The sequence below is a fragment of the Saccharibacillus endophyticus genome (assembly GCF_013185185.1).
Taxonomy (GTDB): domain Bacteria; phylum Bacillota; class Bacilli; order Paenibacillales; family Paenibacillaceae; genus Saccharibacillus; species Saccharibacillus endophyticus.
In genome coordinates, this window is the sequence record NZ_JAAZWE010000012.1 from 41,795 (window position 1) to 59,015 (window position 17,221).

12 protein-coding genes and 2 riboswitches are annotated in these 17,221 nt (G+C 55.5%); of the genes, 11 read left to right on the forward strand and 1 reads right to left on the reverse strand.

Translation table 11 applies throughout. From position 1 onward, the window contains the following. Positions 1-25: 25 nt before the first annotated feature. From gap to eno, 5 genes are all read left to right on the forward strand, one after another. The gene (gene gap, locus HRQ63_RS25055) at positions 26-1,036 is read left to right on the forward strand and encodes a type I glyceraldehyde-3-phosphate dehydrogenase (RefSeq protein ID WP_172247840.1); all 1,011 of its coding nucleotides are present in this window, start codon (positions 26-28) and stop codon (positions 1,034-1,036) included. 206 nt (positions 1,037-1,242) lie between these two features. Then, positions 1,243-2,427, forward strand: a complete 1,185-nt coding sequence (locus HRQ63_RS25060) for a phosphoglycerate kinase (protein WP_172247841.1) — start codon at positions 1,243-1,245, stop codon at positions 2,425-2,427. A 385-nt stretch (positions 2,428-2,812) separates the two neighbouring features. After that, the gene (gene tpiA / locus HRQ63_RS25065) at positions 2,813-3,565 is read left to right on the forward strand and encodes a triose-phosphate isomerase (RefSeq protein WP_172247842.1); all 753 of its coding nucleotides are present in this window, start codon (positions 2,813-2,815) and stop codon (positions 3,563-3,565) included. After that, entirely contained in the window at positions 3,565-5,115 is a 1,551-nt protein-coding gene (gene gpmI, locus HRQ63_RS25070; protein ID WP_172247843.1) for a 2,3-bisphosphoglycerate-independent phosphoglycerate mutase, read from the forward strand. The genes tpiA and gpmI overlap by 1 nt, the downstream gene beginning before the upstream one ends. 120 nt (positions 5,116-5,235) lie before the next feature. Further along, positions 5,236-6,534, forward strand: coding sequence for a phosphopyruvate hydratase (gene eno, locus HRQ63_RS25075; RefSeq protein ID WP_172247844.1), 1,299 nt, complete (start codon positions 5,236-5,238; stop codon positions 6,532-6,534). A gap of 215 nt (positions 6,535-6,749) precedes the next feature. Here the strand turns inward: eno and HRQ63_RS25080 are convergent, their stop codons facing one another. Further along, positions 6,750-7,961: an MFS transporter gene (locus HRQ63_RS25080; protein WP_172247845.1), complete on the reverse strand. Its 1,212-nt coding sequence runs from the start codon at positions 7,959-7,961 to the stop codon at positions 6,750-6,752. Positions 7,962-8,068: 107 nt separating this feature from the next. After that, positions 8,069-8,166, reverse strand: a riboswitch (purine riboswitch). Positions 8,167-8,329: 163 nt separating this feature from the next. Between HRQ63_RS25080 and HRQ63_RS25085 the strand changes: the two genes are divergently transcribed. From HRQ63_RS25085 to smpB, 6 genes are all read left to right on the forward strand, one after another. Further along, a complete protein-coding gene (locus HRQ63_RS25085; RefSeq protein ID WP_172247846.1) occupies positions 8,330-9,214 on the forward strand; it encodes an acetate and sugar kinases/Hsc70/actin family protein in 885 nt (294 codons plus the stop codon). A 35-nt stretch (positions 9,215-9,249) separates the two neighbouring features. Further along, positions 9,250-10,104 (forward strand): aminoglycoside adenylyltransferase domain-containing protein, encoded by an 855-nt coding sequence (locus HRQ63_RS25090; protein ID WP_172247847.1) that lies wholly within the window; start codon positions 9,250-9,252, stop codon positions 10,102-10,104. A gap of 161 nt (positions 10,105-10,265) precedes the next feature. Beyond that, a complete protein-coding gene (gene murI, locus HRQ63_RS25095) occupies positions 10,266-11,039 on the forward strand; it encodes a glutamate racemase (RefSeq protein ID WP_172247848.1) in 774 nt (257 codons plus the stop codon). Between the two features lie 672 nt (positions 11,040-11,711). After that, a riboswitch (cyclic di-AMP (ydaO/yuaA leader) is annotated at positions 11,712-11,882 on the forward strand. Between the two features lie 508 nt (positions 11,883-12,390). Beyond that, positions 12,391-12,624, forward strand: a complete 234-nt coding sequence (secG, locus tag HRQ63_RS25100) for a preprotein translocase subunit SecG (protein WP_172247849.1) — start codon at positions 12,391-12,393, stop codon at positions 12,622-12,624. 252 nt (positions 12,625-12,876) lie between these two features. Beyond that, entirely contained in the window at positions 12,877-16,020 is a 3,144-nt protein-coding gene (gene rnr, locus HRQ63_RS25105) for a ribonuclease R (protein WP_172247850.1), read from the forward strand. Between the two features lie 330 nt (positions 16,021-16,350). Next, positions 16,351-16,824, forward strand: a complete 474-nt coding sequence (gene smpB / locus HRQ63_RS25110; RefSeq protein ID WP_172247851.1) for an SsrA-binding protein SmpB — start codon at positions 16,351-16,353, stop codon at positions 16,822-16,824. Positions 16,825-17,221: the final 397 nt, after the last annotated feature.

Consider the following 17,221-nt stretch of genomic DNA (forward strand, 5'->3'; position numbering starts at 1 on the left):
CCATCTATTTAGGAGGAACTGTTCAATGACTGTAAAAGTAGGTATTAACGGATTTGGTCGTATCGGACGTTTGGCTTTCCGCCGCATTCAAGACGTGCAAGGTATCGAGGTTGTCGCAATCAACGACTTGACCGATGCGAAAATGCTCGCTCACCTGTTGAAATATGATACAACTCAAGGTAAATTCAACGGCGACGTTGAAGTACACGACGGTTTCTTCAAAGTAAACGGCAAGGAAGTAAAAGTCCTGGCTAACCGTAACCCTGAAGAACTTCCTTGGGGAGAGCTCGGCGTTGACATCGTTCTGGAATGCACAGGTTTCTTCACGACTAAAGAAGGCGCTGAGAAGCACATCACGGCCGGCGCTAAAAAAGTCGTAATCTCCGCACCGGCTACAGGCGACATGAAAACAATCGTTTACAACGTTAACCACGAGATCCTCGACGGTTCGGAAACGGTTATCTCGGGCGCATCTTGCACAACAAACTGCCTGGCTCCTATGGCAAAAACGCTGCAAGATCAGTTCGGCGTCGTTCAAGGTCTCATGACTACGATCCACGCTTACACTGGCGACCAAAACACTCTGGATGCTCCGCACCCTAAAGGCGACTTCCGTCGTGCTCGCGCAGCAGCAGAAAACATCATTCCTAACACGACTGGCGCTGCTAAAGCAATCGGTCTGGTTATCCCTGAGCTGCAAGGCAAACTTGACGGCGCGGCACAACGCGTACCGGTGGCTACAGGTTCCCTGACTGAGCTGGTAACGGTTCTGGAGAAAAACGTAACGGTTGATGAAGTCAACGCGGCTATGAAAGCTGCTGCCGACCCAGAAACTTACGGCTACACAGAAGACGAAATCGTATCGTCCGACATCAAGGGCATGACTTTCGGTTCCCTGTTCGACGCTACGCAAACTCGCGTAATGACAGTTGGCGACAAGCAGCTGGTTAAAACAGTAGCTTGGTACGACAACGAAATGTCTTACACGGCTCAACTCGTTCGCACGCTTGAATTCTTCGCGAAAAAAGCTCAGTAATTCCGGAGACTTTCGCACGAAGAACGGCAAACTTATAGCATCATGAAGCTGCGTTGGCCGGCCGATTCCGGTTCGGTCGACGGACTTCACGCAGACAAAGCGGAAACAGAGGTTCTTTGTTTCCGCTTTTTCTAAGTTGCCGAAGCGGGCGATGCGCATTCCTTGGAATCCTGAATTCTAAATTTGAGGGCATGGGGGATTAATTTATGAATAAGAAAAGTGTACGTGACGTAGAAGTAAGCGGCAAAGTTGTGTTTGTGCGCGTCGATTTTAACGTTCCGCTCGAAGATGGAAAAATTACGGATGACACTCGTATCCGTGCAACAATTCCGACGATCGAATACCTGACCGAAAGAGGCGCAAAAGTACTGCTGGCGAGCCACCTGGGACGTCCGAAAGGCGAAGTCGTTGATTCGATGCGCCTGACTCCGGCGGCAGAACGCCTGTCCGAACTGCTGGGCAAACCGGTTGCTAAAACGGATGAGTCGATCGGAGACGCGGTCAAGGCTAAAATCGCCGAGCTCAAAGACGGAGACGTGCTGGTGCTTGAAAACGTACGTTTCCACAAAGGCGAAGAGAAGAACGATTCGGAACTTGCAAAAGAGTTCGCTTCGCTCGCCGATCTGTTCGTAAACGACGCATTCGGCGCCGCTCACCGTGCCCATGCTTCGACTGAAGGCATCGCGCACCATCTGCCGGCCGTATCCGGCCTGCTGATGGAAAAAGAACTTGACGTATTGGGCAAAGCCCTGTCGAACCCGGAGCGCCCGTTCACGGCAATCGTCGGCGGTTCGAAGGTAAAAGACAAGATCGACGTGATCGACAACCTGCTGAACATCGCGGACAACGTTCTGATCGGCGGCGGCCTGGCTTACACCTTCTTCAAGGCTCAAGGCTATGAAATCGGTCAATCCCTGCTCGACGACAGCAAGTTCGACGTCGCTCTCGGTTTCATCGAAAAAGCGAAAAAACTCGGCAAGAACTTCCACCTGCCAGTCGATATCGTTATCTCCGACGACTTCAGCGCTACTGCGAACACGAAGATCATCAACGTCGAAGAAGGCATCCCGGCTGACTGGGAAGGCATCGACATCGGTCCGAAAACGCGTGAAATCTATGCCGATATCATCGCGAAATCCAAACTGGTTGTTTGGAACGGGCCTATGGGCGTATTCGAAATCGAGCCATTTTCCCACGGCACTCGTGCTGTAGGCGAAGCTTGCGCGGCAACCGAAGGCTACACCATCATCGGCGGCGGCGACTCCGCGGCAGCAACAGAAAAATTCGGCCTGGCTGAGAAGATGAACCACATCTCCACAGGCGGCGGCGCTTCCCTCGAATTCATGGAAGGCAAAGCCCTCCCGGGCGTCGTAGCCCTGAACGATAAGTAAAACCCGCTTGCCTTCCGCCCGCCCCAAACGGCGCGGAAACAAGCCCGACCATAGATCGATTCGTTATACGGCTTGCACCGGAAAAGCCAGCGGGGCCGCTTCAACCGACCCCGCCGCCTTTCCCTGCGTAGCGAGTTTTAAAGAAGTTCTGAAAAACGGTTGAAGTCGGCGTACGCGCTTGAAGTAGCGGAGAGCGGTAGAGAGCCGCAGAAGCGAAGCGTTCGCCTTTGAAATTCGATTCCCCCCTCTGTTATGCTTCAATCCAAGGAATCGAATTTCAACACGCGATCGGAGGCCTCTACCGCTCGCAGCGTCACTCAAGCTCGTCAGGACGCCGAGGACAGCTGTTTTCCAAGACAAGTCATTAAAAGGAGTGGATTATTTCGTGAGAACGCCAATCATCGCTGGTAACTGGAAAATGTTCAAAACCGTATCCGAAACGCTGGCCTTTGCGGAAGCCGTAAAAGGCAGCGCAGTCGTAGAAGGCGTGGAAACGGTCATCTGTGCACCGTTCACCAACCTTCCTGCCCTGACCGAAGCGGTTAAAGGCACAGGCATCAAAGTCGGCGCACAAAACCTTCACTTCGAAGACAACGGCGCGTTCACGGGCGAAATCAGCGGCGTTATGCTGAAAGAACTCGGCGTGGACTACGTCATCATCGGTCACTCGGAACGCCGTCAATACTTCGGCGAAACGGACGAGATCGTCAACAAAAAAGTCGTGGCGGCTTTCCGCAACGACCTGACTCCGATCGTATGCGTAGGCGAAAAGCTCGAAGAGCGCGAAGCCGAACAAACGAAAGAAGTTTGCAAAGTCCAAACCGAAGGCGCGTTCCAAGGCCTGTCCAAAGAAGACGCGGCTAAAGTTGTCGTTGCCTATGAGCCGATCTGGGCCATCGGAACCGGCAAATCGTCGACTTCCGCAGACGCGAACGAAGTTACGGCTTACATCCGCACCGTACTGGCAGACCTGTACGATCAAGCGACGGCTGACGTGATCCGTATTCAATACGGCGGCAGCGTGAAGCCCGAGAACGTAACGGAATACCTGGGCCAAAGCGATATCGACGGCGCACTCGTCGGCGGCGCAAGCCTTCAGCCTGATTCCTTCGTTGCCCTGGTTGAGGGGGCGAAGTAATGACGGCTCCAAAACCGGTAGCACTGATCATCATGGACGGCTTCGGCCTGCGCGAAGGCTCGGAAGGCAACGCGGTCGCTCAAGCGAAGAAGCCGAACTATGAGCGGTTCATGGCTAAATATCCCCACACGACACTGACGGCATGCGGCGAAGCCGTAGGTCTGCCGGAAGGTCAAATGGGTAACTCCGAAGTGGGCCACCTGAATATCGGTGCAGGCCGCATCGTATACCAGGATCTGACCAAAATTACTAAGTCGATCCGCGAAGGCGACTTTTTCGAAAACGAAACGTTGCTGTCCGCGATCAACGCAGCCAAAGAAAACGGCAAAAAGCTTCATGTACTGGGTCTGCTGTCCGACGGCGGCGTGCACAGCCACATCGATCACCTGTTTGCTGTATTGGAACTGGCTAAAAAAGAAAACTTCAACGACGTGTACATCCATGCTTTCATGGACGGCCGCGACGTAGCACCGGACAGCGGCAAGAAATACATGCAGCAGCTGGTCGATAAAATCGCCGAAATCGGCGTAGGTCAAATTGCGACCGTGCAAGGCCGTTACTACGCGATGGACCGCGACAAGCGTTGGGAACGCGTTGAATTGGCTTATCGCGCTATGATTTACGGCGAAGGGGAATATGCAGCGAGCGCTACTGAAGCTGTGGAAGCTTCGTACGCGAAGGAAGTCATGGACGAATTCGTCCTGCCTACCGTCGTGACGAAGGACGGACAACCGACGGCCAAGATCGAGTCGGGCGATTCCATCATCTTTATCAACTTCCGTCCTGACCGTGCGATCCAAATTTCCGAAGCGCTGACGAATCCGGAATTCGCCGGTTTCGACCGCGGAGCCGGACAGCCGGAAAGCTTGAGTTTCGTATCGTTCACGACTTACAGTGCTAATGTTCGCGGTCTGGTGGCGTACGCGCCGAAAAACCTGACGAATACACTGGGTGAAGTGCTCGTGCAAAACAACAAATCGCAGCTGCGGATTGCCGAAACGGAAAAGTACCCGCACGTGACGTTCTTCTTCAGCGGCGGACGCGACGTGGAGCTGGAAGGCGAAACGCGCATACTCATCAACTCGCCGAAAGTCGCGACTTACGACTTGCAGCCGGAGATGAGCGCTTATGAAGTGGCTGACGCTTGCGTAGCCGAGATCGAAGCGGAAAGACAAGACTGCATCATCTTGAACTTCGCGAACCCGGACATGGTCGGACACTCCGGCATGATGGAGCCTACGATCAAAGCCGTCGAAACGACGGACGAGTGCGTAGGTCGCGTCGTGGACGCGGTTCTGGCCAAGGGCGGCGTGGCGATCATCACGGCCGACCACGGCAACGCGGAAACGGAAATCGACGAGTTCGGACGCCCGCAAACGGCGCACACGACGAACCCGGTTCCGTTCATCGTAACGAGCGAAGACGTGACGCTGCGCGAAGGCGGCATCTTGGCCGATATCGCTCCGACGATCCTCGACCTCATGCAAGTTCCGCAACCTGCCGAAATGACGGGCACTTCCGTTATCTCGGGACGCAAAACTTCTAATTAAGCCGCAAATGTGGCATAGTTAACGGTGGAGATTCATTTAGAAGTGTTAACATGGAGAGTCGGCGTTCGGCAAACGGACGCCGCTCCCTGAATAAAACGAATTTAAAGGAGATTACTTAAAATGACGATTATTTCTGACGTTTACGCACGCGAAGTCCTTGACTCCCGCGGTAACCCTACAGTTGAAGTTGAAGTATACCTGGAATCCGGCGCGATCGGCCGCGCTATCGTTCCTTCCGGCGCTTCCACAGGCGTTCACGAAGCAGTTGAGCTTCGCGACGGCGACAAAGGTCGTTACCTGGGCAAAGGCGTAGAAAACGCAGTTAAAAACGTAAACGAAACGATCGCTCCGGAAGTTATCGGCATGGACGCTCTCGACCAACTGGGCATCGACAAAGCGATGATCGCTTTGGACGGAACGGCTAACAAAGGCAAGCTGGGCGCTAACGCGATCCTGGCCGTATCGATGGCAGTAGCTCGCGCTGCGGCTGACGCTCTTGATCTGCCGCTGTACGTATACCTGGGCGGATTCAACGCTAAACAACTGCCGGTTCCTATGATGAACATCGTTAACGGCGGCGAGCATGCCGACAACAACGTTGACGTACAAGAGTTCATGGTTCTGCCGGTAGGCGCGCCTACTTTCAAAGAAGCTCTGCGCATGGGTGCGGAAATCTTCCACAACCTGAAAGCCGTATTGAGCAGCAAAGGTCTGGCTACGGCAGTAGGCGACGAAGGCGGCTTTGCTCCGAACTTCACGTCCAACGAAGAAGCTCTGACTACAATCATCGAAGCCATCGAAAAAGCAGGCTACACGCCAGGCAAAGATATCTTCCTGGGCATGGACGTCGCTTCGACCGAGTTCTACAAAGACGGAAAATACGTACTTGCGGGCGAAGGCAAATCCTACACTTCCGCAGAGTTCGTTGACCTGATGGCTTCTTGGGTTGAAAAGTACCCAATCATCACAATCGAAGATGCTTGCGCAGAAGACGATTGGGAAGGTTGGAAACTGCTCACCGACAAACTGGGCGACAAAGTCCAACTCGTTGGCGATGACCTGTTCGTAACGAACACTGAGCGTCTGAGCCGCGGCATCGAAGAAGGCATCGGTAACTCGATCCTGATCAAAGTTAACCAAATCGGTACGCTCACTGAGACTTTCGACGCGATCGAAATGGCTAAACGCGCCGGTTACACAGCAGTGATCTCCCACCGTTCGGGCGAATCCGAAGACAGCACGATCGCTGACATCGCGGTTGCTACAAACGCGGGCCAAATCAAAACGGGTGCTCCTTCCCGTACAGACCGCGTTGCGAAGTACAACCAATTGCTTCGCATCGAAGACCAACTGGGCGAACTGGCTCAATACAACGGCCTGAAATCGTTCTACAATCTGGATCAAAAGAAATTCCAATAGAATTTTTGATCCGAAACGATAGCCGGAAACTTTTGCCCAAGGACGCTTGAGAAAAAGTAGAAGGCACAAGAAAAGAGACGCCGGACGCGGCGTCTCTTTTCTTGCGTTCAATCAGAGCGAACGATTTTCGTATATGCTAAAAAGCTCGATAGACAGTTCTGCTGTCTATCGAGCTTTTTAAGTTATTTCTATTGGTTTCATATCCAAGCTTCGGATCAATCTCCGCCGAAGTTCGGCTCCAGCTTCGAACCGTTCTTTTTCCCTTGCTCGCCCGAGCGGCGAGTCGAGGTCTTGCGGGAGAACGTGTACAGCGCTACGCCGAAGGCGATAACGACGATAATGCCGCCGACCCAAGCGTTATACGTTACGGAAGGCGCACGGCTGATTACGACGCCGCCGATGGCCGATCCGGCCGCGATACCGACTTGCAGGGCGGAGAAGTTGAAGCTTTGCTGAATCTCCGACGTTTCCGGTGCGGCTTCGATCAGGTAGCTTTGCTGTGCCGGGGACAAGGCCCAGCTCAGAGCGCCCCACACGAAGACAAGGATCGCGAACAGCGGAATCATGGATGCCGTGAACGGCAGAATGAACAGCGACAGGGCGAACACGCCGACGACGATCAGAATGCTCTTTTTCGCGCCTAGGCTGTCCGACATGACCCCGCCGATCATGCCGCCTGCAACGGCCGCAAGACCGAAGAAGAAGTACACGATGCTGATCCAGGAAGCGCTGAGGTGCATCACGTTTTCCAGGAAAGGCGTGAAGTATGCGTACAGCGTATAATGGCCTGCGAGCAGAAGCAGCGTCACCAAGTGCGCGCCGGCGACTTTGGTGTTTTTCAAAGAAGCGAGCTGCTGACGCAAAGGCATCACCTGCTGCGGTTGAATCGGCTCCATCAACTTGTAGATCACGAACATCGCAAGCAGCGCGAATACGGCGATGAAGAGGAACAGAATGCGCCAGCCGAGCTTGTCGGCAGCGAGAACGCCCAGCGGTACGCCGAGTACGATCGCGGAACTGATCCCCATCGAGACGATCCCGATAACGCGCGCGCGGAAGTTTTCCGGCACGACTTTAACAGCGATGGTCAGCGACAGCGTCGTGATTAACGATCCGCTGGCTGCCGTCACGAAGCGGGAAATCAGCAGCACGCCGAAATTCGGGCTCCAAAACGCGAGCAGGGCACCGAGAATAAAGACGACGAGCGATAACAAGTAGAGCTTACGGCGTTCGATCTTGGAGGTCAGCGCAAGCAGCGTCGGGCCGGATACGGCATACACGAGCGCATAGGCGGTAATCAATTGGCCTGCCGTGCTGACGGATACGCCCAGATCCGCGGCGATTTGCGGCAGTACGCCGCCGATAATGAGTTCGACGAGACCCACGGTGAACGCGGCGATCGTCAGAACGAGAACTTTGATATTCATGGTGCGGCAGGGCTCCTTTTCACGGAAGTGGTACCTTGGTCAAGGTACTCGTAGTGCGCGCTAGGAGTCGAAAGGTTGCGTTGGACGCAAAAATCCCGACTGCAAAGGCGCCTTCGGCGCGACTTTGTAGTCGGGAGGTATGGTCCCCGGTAGATACCCTCAAACCGTCTTATTGAGGTATACAATGTCAACTTGGCCTATTTTAAAGGAATGACAGAGAAAAATCAAGCGGGAATTTCGAAACTTTCAAAAAAAATGGCGATCGGCGATACGGCGCTTATAATGGAAGAAAGAAAAGAACGGTCAGGCGAACAAAGCGGCAAAGCATGCAAGGAAAAGCATGAGCCGAGCGGGAGGAGGAAGCGCCTATGACAGGGTATGCCGGCATCGATGCGGGAGGCACGTTGGTCAAGATCGCTTATTTGAGCGACGGCTCGGCCGCGGACAGCGGGGGAGAAGGTTTGTTATCGGCATCCCTGCCGATCTTGGTCAAATTTCCGACCGAGCGGATCGAAGCGGCGGTCGAATGGGTGCGGAGACAGGTTCCGCGGGATACCGTGGTTGGGTTTACGGGCGGGCAGGCGCAGCGGCTGCGCGCTTTGCTGCCGGAATATGAGGCTTCCGCGGTCGACGTACCGGAATTCGAAGCGACGGCCGAAGGCGCCGTGCGGATCTTGAAGGCCGAAGCGGAGAAGGAGGAAGCGGCTGCGGCGTCGGGGCGTTTTGTGCTGGTGAACGTCGGGACGGGGACGTCGCTGCACGTGATCGAAGGGGGCGAGCGGCTGAGGCTCGGCGGGATCGGTCTGGGCGGAGGCACGATCGTCGGTCTGACGGGACTGCTGTGCGGGGTGCGCGATTACGCCGAAATCGCGCGGCTGGCCCCGCTTGGGAGCCGGGAGGCGGTGGATCTGACGGTGGGGCAGATTTATGCCCCGGCGATCCCGCCGATAGCCGGCGACCTGACCGCCGCGAATTTCGCGCGGCCGGTTCCGCCCGCGACCGGCGCGGAGCCGCAGGATTACGCGGCAGCCGTGATCGGCATGGTCGCGGAGATCGTCGTGACGGTCGGCGTTCAGGCGGCAGGGCTGCAAAAAACAAACCAAGTCGTATATATCGGTTCTTCGTATCAAGACAACGCCCTGCTGCGCGAGCTTACGCTGCGTTTTACGGAGATGTTGGGAGCAACGGCGAAGATTCCGAAGCAGGGACCGTATAGCGGGGCGATCGGGGCACTTCACTTAGCTAAACGCTAAGCATGCAGGCTTTTATCACTGAGGAGGTAATATTCATGCACGAACCATTCGTTAAACATAGCAAACCTGAAGCTCTTGCAGCCGATCTGCGCAGCTCGTCCCGAACGCGCGAAGCTTTTGCTTCGGCGGAAGAGTTGTCTTCGCGATGCAGGCAGATCCTCGGCGAATGCGTTGTCGGCGTTTATCTGCACGGCTCGCTGGCGATAGGAGGCTTCAATCCCGCAACGAGCGATATCGATCTGCTCGTCGTCACAGAGGGTCAGCCGGAACGAACTCAATTGCAGAAGCTGACACTCGAGGCTCTTGATCTTCATCAGCAGTTGCCGGAAGGTCGCCATATCGAGTTTACGGTTATCGAAGAATCGGCACTCCGTCCATTTTTGCATCCGGCACCGTTTATTTATCACTATTCGGCCGCTCACCGGGAACGATACGCAACCGATCCGGATTATGTGTGCGGAGGTTGGGAAGATCCGGACTTGGCTGCGCAGGTCGCGGTCGCCTACGAACGGGGAGTCCCGCTCTATGGTCTGCCTATGCGCGACCTTTATCCTCCCGTCCCCCGGGAAGCTTATATGCGTTCTATCCTGAATGACGTATCGAACGCGGAGAGCGAAATTTTGGAGAATCCGATCTATCTCACGCTTAATCTCTGCCGCGTACTGATGTTTTTGCAGGAAGGATATATCGCATCGAAAAAAGAAGGCGGCGAGTGGGGAACGAAGGCGTTGCCGAAATGGAAAGAGGTTATTGATCCGTTGCTGGCCGTTTATAAAGGGACGTCTCATCAGGATATCGAGATTCCGGCAGCCGGGCTGACCGCGTTCGCGAAAGAGATGCAGAATCGGATCGATGCAGCGGCGAGCCTGATCGAAACAGAGCCGAAATAAGAGCGTATCGGACGAGCAGACGGTAACGGATACTTTTTAAGCATAGAGAGTGATTCTTGGCGTTTTGGCGGCGAGAGGTCTATAATCGGTAAAAGATCGAGTGCCTTGTCAGCTCTAAAGGTATAAGCAGAATAAATCAACGAAACGGCAGGGGAACCAGCATGAGCATCGCTTTTTTTGACTCGGGAATCGGGGGATTGACGGTGCTGCGCGAGGCGGCCCGCATGCTCCCGGATGAAGATTTTATCTTTTTCGCGGATACGCTGCATGTGCCGTACGGGCCGAAAAGCAAGCAGCAAGTAACCGAATATGTATGCGAGGCGGCGGAGCGAATTTTGGGCGAAAAGGTCAAAGCGCTCGTCATTGCCTGCAATACGGCCACCAGCGTAGCGGCGACCGAGCTTCGGCGCGTCTACGAGGTGCCGGTGATCGGCATGGAACCGGCCGTGAAGCCCGCTGTCGAGATGAACGGAGCGGGCGGACGGCGGGTGCTGGTGCTGGCTACCGAATTGACGCTCAGCCAGGCCAAATATATGGAGTTGGTATCGCGCGTGGATGATCACGGCATCGTGGATTCGCTGCCGATGCCGGAATTGGTGGAATACTGCGAGCGTTTGAATTTCGATCCGGTCGAGCTGGGCGAATACTTTCGGCGCAAGTTCGAGCCTTTTGATCTAAACGCGTACGGGACGATCGTGCTCGGCTGCACGCATTATCCGTACTACGCGCCGCTGCTGGAATCGATGCTGCCGTCGCATATCCGCGTGATCGACGGAAGCGCGGGCACGGTGCGCAGGCTCAGTACGGTGCTGAACGAACGCGGCATCACAGGCGGAGGAAGCGGTAAAGTCCGATTCATGAACTCGGCGAACGACGCTGCATATAACGAGAAGCTGGAGCGGGCATGGGCTGTTTTGCATTCCCCGACGGAATAAGAACAGCCCATGCGCATAAGTTGGTCAACGTTCGAGAATGAATCTGCATATCCGCTCGGGTAGGACCCTTTGCGCATTCGGAAGGGTTCTTTCGGACGTATTCGTGCCGGAGCGGGTTAACGTTTTTGAATGCTTCGGAATGGGCAGGGAAAAGGAATACGGGAGTGCGGCTAATATGTCCAGCAGCTTGACCAAGTTGAATATAAGGTTGGTCAAGCTGATCGGACAGGCGGTTAAAATATGTTGAAAGCGTTAACAAAAAAGGTTTTTGAAAAATGCGGCTCTATGAAGGTTCAAGAAATCCGAAATTCGTAGTTTCTTTGCTGCGATTTTGAAGATAAATGAAGATAAAGGGAGATTTTTAACGATAATCAAAGATTGGACTTCATGGAAGATTGGCATTTCACTTATTAACGCTCAAACCCCCAAAAACAGGTAAAGTTCATCCTTTACACAAAGTGTCAGCAGGAGTTAAGATACGGTTCATAAAAGCAACGCGCAACGGGTAATCGTTGTCAAGCGCGCTGGCTATTCCGGTTTATCCAATGGGTAGACCGACCTCCGACGGCACCGGATTTCCGGATGGAAATCGAAGGTTCCGGCATGCCGCCTACATTTTCGGAAAGGATGATGGGATTCGTCACTTAATCGATCTAATAGATCGCGCACATGAAGTTACAACTGCTGAATTTGTACTCGGAAACGGGGGAACCGATCGGGAGTCCGCACGCGGCTCTCACGGGGTGAAGCCTTTCGCGCAGCCGGTCACGGTCTTGCGGCAGGCAGGGCGACTCTTGCGCCCTAATCCGTCAGCTAACCTCGTAAGCAGAAACAGGAGAGTGACCTTTCCGTTCTACTTTCATTTCGAAAAAAGGCAACTTTCGCACATCATCCAGATTCACGCCAGCAGAGGAGGAAGAGAGCATGTCGGATGCCATGGTTATCATGGTCATTCTGGTCCTTACAGCCGTATCCGCCGGATACATTTTGTGGACCGACCGTACCGTTCAAGCCAAAGAACAACGCCGTTAAGCAGCAAGGCTGGCTGAAAGGTATGTTTCCCTATTGTCATTGACCCAAGCCGTGCCGCGGAGGATTCAACCGCGGTGCGGCTTTTTAATATGAACGGGAAGTCGGAAATACGTTTTTGCTTGCATGTTGAACGTATTCGATCTTCAGTTGGCGCCGGGAGTTATCCATTTAAATCCGACAAGGCAGCAGATTGCCAAATAACGGCGTTTGTGATACGATAAGAGTGGTGTTTTGTTTAAATGACATTGAGAGTGCAGCAACAGGGGTAACCCACTTATTATACAGGATATGCGGTTTACGCTTAGGAGGTGGAATTACAATGGAAATCTTTCTGAAGGTACTTCTTTTGATCTTTTCCGTCGGTGTGATCACGGTCGTGCTGTTGCAAAAAGGGAAAAGCGCAGGCTTGGCAGGCGCCATCTCCGGCGGTGCGGAGCATTTGTTCGGCAAAACCAAAGCTCGCGGTATGGACTTGGTGCTTGAGCGTATTACGATCGTATTGGGTGCAGGATTCGTCGTTATGGCGCTTCTGACTACGGCTCTGACCAACTAAATGCGCGTTGCGGGCAGCTTTTCTGCTCGGGGAAGCCTTCGTTGATCCTTGGACTCAAGGGATACGGAGGCTTTTTTGCGTATCTGCGGATGGGATCAAGATAGTGAGCAAGGCATCGGATTAAGCAGGCTCCGACACGGGTACTTTTAACGTATAATGGAGTTGTAGAAGAAGCAAAAAATCGAGCATTCGCGATCTGCAAGCCGATCCAAGCGGTCTGCCGGCAGCCGGAGCCATTTTGAGGTGATAATCATGATAACGCAAGAGATGCTGCTGGGCTTCATGCGCGAAGACGCATACAAGCCGATGACGTATCAGGAGCTGGAACAACATTTCGGCATCGAGGATGCAGAAGTTTTCCGGGAATTTATGAATATGTTGAACGCGCTTGAAGAAGCGGGCGAAGTTGTGCTCACGCGTACCCAGCGCTATGGCGTGCCCGAACGGATGGACCTGCTGCGCGGCAGATTGCAAACGCATGCGAAAGGATTCGGGTTCCTGATTCCCGAGGATCGCACTCATGCTGACGTGTACATCAACGCGAGCGATATGCTGAGCGCGATGAACGGCGATACGGTGCTGGTGCGCATCGCGTCCCGCCGTTCCTCGAACGGCCGAATGGAAGGCGAGGTCGTTCGGATCGTCAAACGGGCGGTCACGCAGATCGTCGGCACGTATCAGGACGAAGAGTCGTTCGGATTCGTATTGCCGGACGACAAGCGCATCACGCGCGATATCTTTATCCCGGCCGGACGCGCGGGCGGGGCGATCAACGGGCAAAAAGTCGTCGTGCGCATCATCTCGTACCCGGACGGCCGGGCGGCGGCGCAAGGCGAAGTGATCGAGGTGCTCGGATACAACAGCGATCCGGGCGTCGATATCCTGTCGATCATCCGCAAACACCAACTGCCGGAGTCGTTCCCGGACGAAGTGATCGCGGAAGCCGAAGCGGCGCCGGAAAGCATCACGGAAGAAGAAATCACCAGCCAGGGACGCCGCGACCTGCGGGGCAAGCAGATCGTCACGATCGACGGCGAAGACGCCAAAGACCTGGACGACGCGGTCAACGTGGAACGTCTGGAAAACGGCCACTACGTGCTGGGCGTGCATATCGCGGACGTGGGGTACTACGTGCCGGAAGGCTCCGCGCTGGACCAGGAAGCCTATAATCGGGGCAGCAGCGTGTACTTGGTGGACCGGGTGATTCCGATGCTGCCGCCGCGTCTGTCCAACGGCATTTGCAGCTTGAATCCGCGCGTGGACCGTCTGACGTTGTCGTGCGAAATGGAATTCGACGCGTCGATGAACGTGGTCCGTTACGACATTTTCAAAAGCGTGATCAAAACGGTCGAGCGGATGACGTACAAAAACGTGCGCCTGATTCTGGAGGAAGAAGATCCCGAGCTGATGGAGCGGTATGGCTATCTGGTCGACACGTTCCGCACGATGCGCGATCTGTCTCTGAAGCTGAACGCCCGCCGCATGAAGCGCGGCGCGGTGGACTTCGATTTCGAAGAAGCGAAAGTGCTGCTCGACGACCAGGGCAAAGCGATCGATATCGTGACGCGCGAGCGTTCGGTGGCCGAGCGTCTGATCGAAGAGTTCATGCTGGCGGCGAACGAGACGGTGGCCGAGCATTTCAGCAAAGCCAAAGTACCGTTCCTGTACCGCATCCACGAAGACCCGGATCAGGAGAAACTGGAGCTGTTCGCGGCCTTCGCGGCCAACCTGGGGCATCAGGTCAAAGGCACGCGCGGAGGCACCATTCAGCCGAAAGAGCTGCAATCGCTGCTGGACGACGTGCAAGGCACGCCCGAGCAAAAAGCGATCAGCACATTGCTGCTCCGCTCGATGAAGCAGGCGAAGTACGACTCGGTGAACCTGGGTCACTTCGGTCTGGCAGCCGAGTATTATACGCATTTCACTTCGCCGATTCGCCGTTATCCCGATTTGGTCATTCACCGGGTGATCGGGGAGATGGCGGAAAACGGGGGCAAACTGACCCAGCAGCGCGAAGAGCAGTTGGCGGCCCGCATGTCGGATTACGCGCAGCAGTCGTCGATCCGCGAACGCGTGGCGGTTGACGCGGAACGCGATACGGCGCAGCTGAAAAAAGCGGAGTATATGATGGACAAGGTCGGCGAAGTATTCGAAGGCGTAATCGGCAGCGTGACAAGCTTTGGCCTGTTCATCGAGCTGGAAAACACCATCGAGGGCCTGATCCATATCAGCAACCTGACCGACGACTATTACCACTACGACGAATCGCGCCTGACCCTGATCGGCGAGCGCACGTCGCGCACGTTCCGGATCGGCGACGTGGTCGAGATCCGCGTGGCGAAGGTAAGCATGGAAGAGCATACGATCGATTTCGAACTGGTCGATATGAAAAAGAGCAACAACCGCGGAGGCGGCGGACGCCGTCGCGACGGCGGAGGAAGCGGCGACGCGTTCAAACGCGGTCCTCGCGGCGACAAGACCGGCAAAGAGAAGTTCGACAAAGGCAAAGGCAAGAAAAAGGATAAGAAGAAGCGGCCGGAAGTGTTCCGTCCGAATGACGCGTCGGGAGCGGCTCCTGCTGCCGGAGCAAGCGCGGTAGGTTCGGAGACGGGATCGGCGCAGTCTTCCGGCAAACGGAAGCGCAAGCGCAAAGGCGGAAACGGCGACGTCGTCGCAGCTGCGGGCGTTCCGCAAGCGCAAAGCGGCGAGAGCGCTTCGCCGGTCGGCGGTCGCAAGCGGAAGCGTAAAGGCAGTGCCGGCGATGCCGGCACGACTGCGGTGCCGCAAGCCGAAGGCGTCGAAAGCGCAGGCCGTAAGCGCAAAGGCAAACGCGGCGGCGAAGCCGCGACCGGAGCGGAGCCGCAAAGTGCGCCGCGCCGAAGCAAAAGCGGCGACGGTAACGGCGCGAATGGCGGTTGGGCGTTCGGCGGCGTAGCGGCCGAAGGCAGAAGCGGCGCGGACACGGTCGCGCCGGGCGGCGAAGCCGGAAAGCCGGCTCGCGGCAAGCGTAAAGGCGGCGGCATTCATATCGAAGCCGGGCAAAGCGGCGGAGATGCGTTTAACGGCTCGCCGGGCGATGCGGGCGAGTGGAGCAATCGGCCGCCTGGCGCAGCCGGCGGGCGGAAAGGCCGTTCGAGCCGCGCAGGCGGCGGGAACGGCGGGGCCGAAGGCAGAAGCGGCGCGGACAGCGGGCGCGCGCCCAGCAAAGGCGCGGGCCGCGGGTCGAGCGGCAGCGACGCGGACAGCAGCCGCGAACCGGGCAAAGGCCGGTTCAGCTTCGGTTCCGGCACGGGCGGCTACGGCGGCGAGACGGCGACGTTCTCGCGCAACGGCAACGAACGGCCGAACAAAGGCCGCTCGGGCGGCAAAGGCAAACCGGGCAAAGGTCGGAGCTAGGACATCGGCCGAAAAATAGCAAACTTCCCGCTAACGGATTGCATGTCCGTTAGCGGCCTTTTTTAGGCAGATTTCAGAGCTTAACGGATTGTATATCCGTTAGACGGCAGAATCGGACGATTTTGGGCCGGAATTCGGTGGTTTGGGTGCTTTAACGGATATGCGATCCGTTAGAATCGGCAAGAGCCGATTATGGTGCTTTAAGCGTCATCTCAATCCGTTACGTTTCGCTCATGCTCCCCGGCTGCTCGTTTTCTTGCCTTTTCCAAAGAGAGCTTGTTACAATTTAGGTAGGATCAGATCCAGACAAAGATGCGGGAGGTGAGAAACATGAAGAAGAATACCGAACAGGGCAAGCTGCTGGCTCAGAACAAAAAGGCGTCGCACGATTATTTCATCGAGGACACGTATGAGGCGGGGCTGGTGCTGACGGGGACGGAGATCAAGTCGCTGCGCAAAGGCCGGGCGAATATCGGGGATGCGTTCGCGACGATCCGGAACGGCGAAGCTTTTATCCATAATATGCACATCAGTCCGTTCGAGCAGGGCAATATCAACAATCCGTCCGATCCGACGCGTACGCGCAAGCTGCTTCTGCACAAGGTGCAGATCCGCAAGCTGGTCGGGCAATCCAAGCAGGAAGGTTACACGGTCGTGCCCCTGAAGGTCTACGTGCGTAACGGTTACGCCAAACTGCTGATCGGTCTCGGTAAAGGTAAAAAGCAGCACGACAAACGCGATACGGCCGCCAAGCGCGACGCGCAGCGGGATATCCAACGTGCGCTCAAGTCGCGTCAGAGATAGATTCGGTCTCGCTCTCTTGTTTGGCACGAAGCGAGTCCGGGTAATCTATCTTTGCAGCGCGAAATATGTTATAATCTAAGTCTATGGGAAATGCTGCACTCTCCCATAAGCGGTCCTTTCTTTTATGGAGGGAAAGGCTGCGCGAACTTTGGACAATGCGACTCGTGCTTCGAACCTTGCGGTTCTTTGAGCGACGTCCCTTTAATCCGGAAGTTCCCTTTTACGGAAAATGCACGCCGGCTTCGATCTTCGGAGGGCGACGGTTTTCTCATCAGGGGGCGTTTATGGATTCGACGGGGGTAGTTCGGGCATGGGTAGCGGGTAGTGGGGACGCGTCCGCTTTACTAACGCTAAAGCCTATTAAATGGCAAACAACAAAACAACTACGCTTTCGCAG

Excerpts from the sequence above, each read along its gene's own strand:
- eno (WP_172247844.1), top strand. The coding sequence starts at position 5,236 with ATGACGATTATTTCTGACGTTTACGCACGCGAAGTCCTTGACTCCCGC.
- secG (WP_172247849.1), top strand. The coding sequence starts at position 12,391 with ATGGAAATCTTTCTGAAGGTACTTCTTTTGATCTTTTCCGTCGGTGTG.
- gpmI (WP_172247843.1), top strand. The coding sequence starts at position 3,565 with ATGACGGCTCCAAAACCGGTAGCACTGATCATCATGGACGGCTTCGGC.
- rnr (WP_172247850.1), top strand. The coding sequence starts at position 12,877 with ATGATAACGCAAGAGATGCTGCTGGGCTTCATGCGCGAAGACGCATAC.
- HRQ63_RS25090 (WP_172247847.1), top strand. The coding sequence starts at position 9,250 with ATGCACGAACCATTCGTTAAACATAGCAAACCTGAAGCTCTTGCAGCC.
- murI (WP_172247848.1), top strand. The coding sequence starts at position 10,266 with ATGAGCATCGCTTTTTTTGACTCGGGAATCGGGGGATTGACGGTGCTG.
- HRQ63_RS25085 (WP_172247846.1), top strand. The coding sequence starts at position 8,330 with ATGACAGGGTATGCCGGCATCGATGCGGGAGGCACGTTGGTCAAGATC.
- smpB (WP_172247851.1), top strand. The coding sequence starts at position 16,351 with ATGAAGAAGAATACCGAACAGGGCAAGCTGCTGGCTCAGAACAAAAAG.
- HRQ63_RS25080 (WP_172247845.1), bottom strand. The coding sequence starts at position 7,961 with ATGAATATCAAAGTTCTCGTTCTGACGATCGCCGCGTTCACCGTGGGT.
- gap (WP_172247840.1), top strand. The coding sequence starts at position 26 with ATGACTGTAAAAGTAGGTATTAACGGATTTGGTCGTATCGGACGTTTG.
- HRQ63_RS25060 (WP_172247841.1), top strand. The coding sequence starts at position 1,243 with ATGAATAAGAAAAGTGTACGTGACGTAGAAGTAAGCGGCAAAGTTGTG.